This is a genomic window from Cryobacterium aureum (assembly GCF_002954245.1).
GTDB classification, from domain to species: domain Bacteria; phylum Actinomycetota; class Actinomycetes; order Actinomycetales; family Microbacteriaceae; genus Cryobacterium; species Cryobacterium aureum.
The window spans coordinates 1-1,789 of the sequence record NZ_PPTG01000044.1 but is presented as its reverse complement, the minus strand read 5'-3'; the positions used below and the strand labels follow the sequence as shown (position 1 = coordinate 1,789).

At 55.2% G+C, this 1,789-nt stretch carries 1 rRNA gene; it reads right to left on the bottom strand.

The features are described 5' to 3' along the window. Positions 1-242 precede the first annotated feature (242 nt). Positions 243-1,776 (bottom strand): 16S ribosomal RNA (locus CJ028_RS15425). Between the last annotated feature and the right edge of the window lie 13 nt (positions 1,777-1,789).

Sequence of the window (1,789 nt, the reverse complement as noted above, 5' to 3'; positions counted from 1 at the left end):
CAACCAGAACTTTACATCCCAGTTGTTCCGGTCCCTCAGGACCCAACAGCGTGCATATACAAGTCTCTCTGACACCTACCTTTCCAACCCCGTCCTTACGAACCAGGCGTACCGAGTAGATCTCAGCCGTTCTTGCATCAATGTCAATGTTCCACCCATGAGCGCCATCAGAAGACATTCGCTTCCGTATGACTGGTCGCCATATTCCGCTGTATACAGACGGGACGACACGTGCTCCTTAGAAAGGAGGTGATCCAGCCGCACCTTCCGGTACGGCTACCTTGTTACGACTTAGTCCTAATCACCGATCCCACCTTCGACAGCTCCGTCCCTTACGGGTTCGGCCACTGGCTTCGGGTGTTACCGACTTTCATGACTTGACGGGCGGTGTGTACAAGGCCCGGGAACGTATTCACCGCAGCGTTGCTGATCTGCGATTACTAGCGACTCCGACTTCATGAGGTCGAGTTGCAGACCTCAATCCGAACTGAGACCGGCTTTTTGGGATTCGCTCCACCTTGCGGTATCGCAGCCCTTTGTACCGGCCATTGTAGCATGCGTGAAGCCCAAGACATAAGGGGCATGATGATTTGACGTCATCCCCACCTTCCTCCGAGTTGACCCCGGCAGTATCCCATGAGTTCCCACCATTACGTGCTGGCAACATAGGACGAGGGTTGCGCTCGTTGCGGGACTTAACCCAACATCTCACGACACGAGCTGACGACAACCATGCACCACCTGTATACCGACCTTGCGGGGCGACTATTTCTAGCCGTTTCCGGTATATGTCAAGCCTTGGTAAGGTTCTTCGCGTTGCATCGAATTAATCCGCATGCTCCGCCGCTTGTGCGGGCCCCCGTCAATTCCTTTGAGTTTTAGCCTTGCGGCCGTACTCCCCAGGCGGGGAACTTAATGCGTTAGCTGCGACACGGAGACCGTGGAATGGTCCCCACATCTAGTTCCCAACGTTTACGGCATGGACTACCAGGGTATCTAATCCTGTTCGCTCCCCATGCTTTCGCTCCTCAGCGTCAGTTACGGCCCAGAGATCTGCCTTCGCCATTGGTGTTCCTCCTGATATCTGCGCATTCCACCGCTACACCAGGAATTCCAATCTCCCCTACCGCACTCTAGTCTGCCCGTACCCACTGCAGGCCCGAGGTTGAGCCTCGGGTTTTCACAGCAGACGCGACAAACCGCCTACGAGCTCTTTACGCCCAATAATTCCGGACAACGCTTGCACCCTACGTATTACCGCGGCTGCTGGCACGTAGTTAGCCGGTGCTTTTTCTGCAGGTACCGTCACTCCCAGGAAAACCCAGTCGCTTCTTCCCTACTAAAAGAGGTTTACAACCCGAAGGCCGTCGTCCCTCACGCGGCGTTGCTGCATCAGGCTTGCGCCCATTGTGCAATATTCCCCACTGCTGCCTCCCGTAGGAGTCTGGGCCGTGTCTCAGTCCCAGTGTGGCCGGTCACCCTCTCAGGCCGGCTACCCGTCGTCGCCTTGGTGAGCCATTACCTCACCAACTAGCTGATAGGCCGCGAGCTCATCCTTGACCAAAATTCTTTCCACCCCAGAAGATGCCTTCCAAGGTAATATCCGGTATTAGCTACAGTTTCCCGCAGTTATCCCAGAGTCAAGGGCAGATTGCTCACGTGTTACTCACCCGTTCGCCACTGATCCAAGGAGCAAGCTCCTCTTCACCGTTCGACTTGCATGTGTTAAGCACGCCGCCAGCGTTCGTCCTGAGCCAGGATCAAACTCTCCGTAAATGTTTGAATAGCT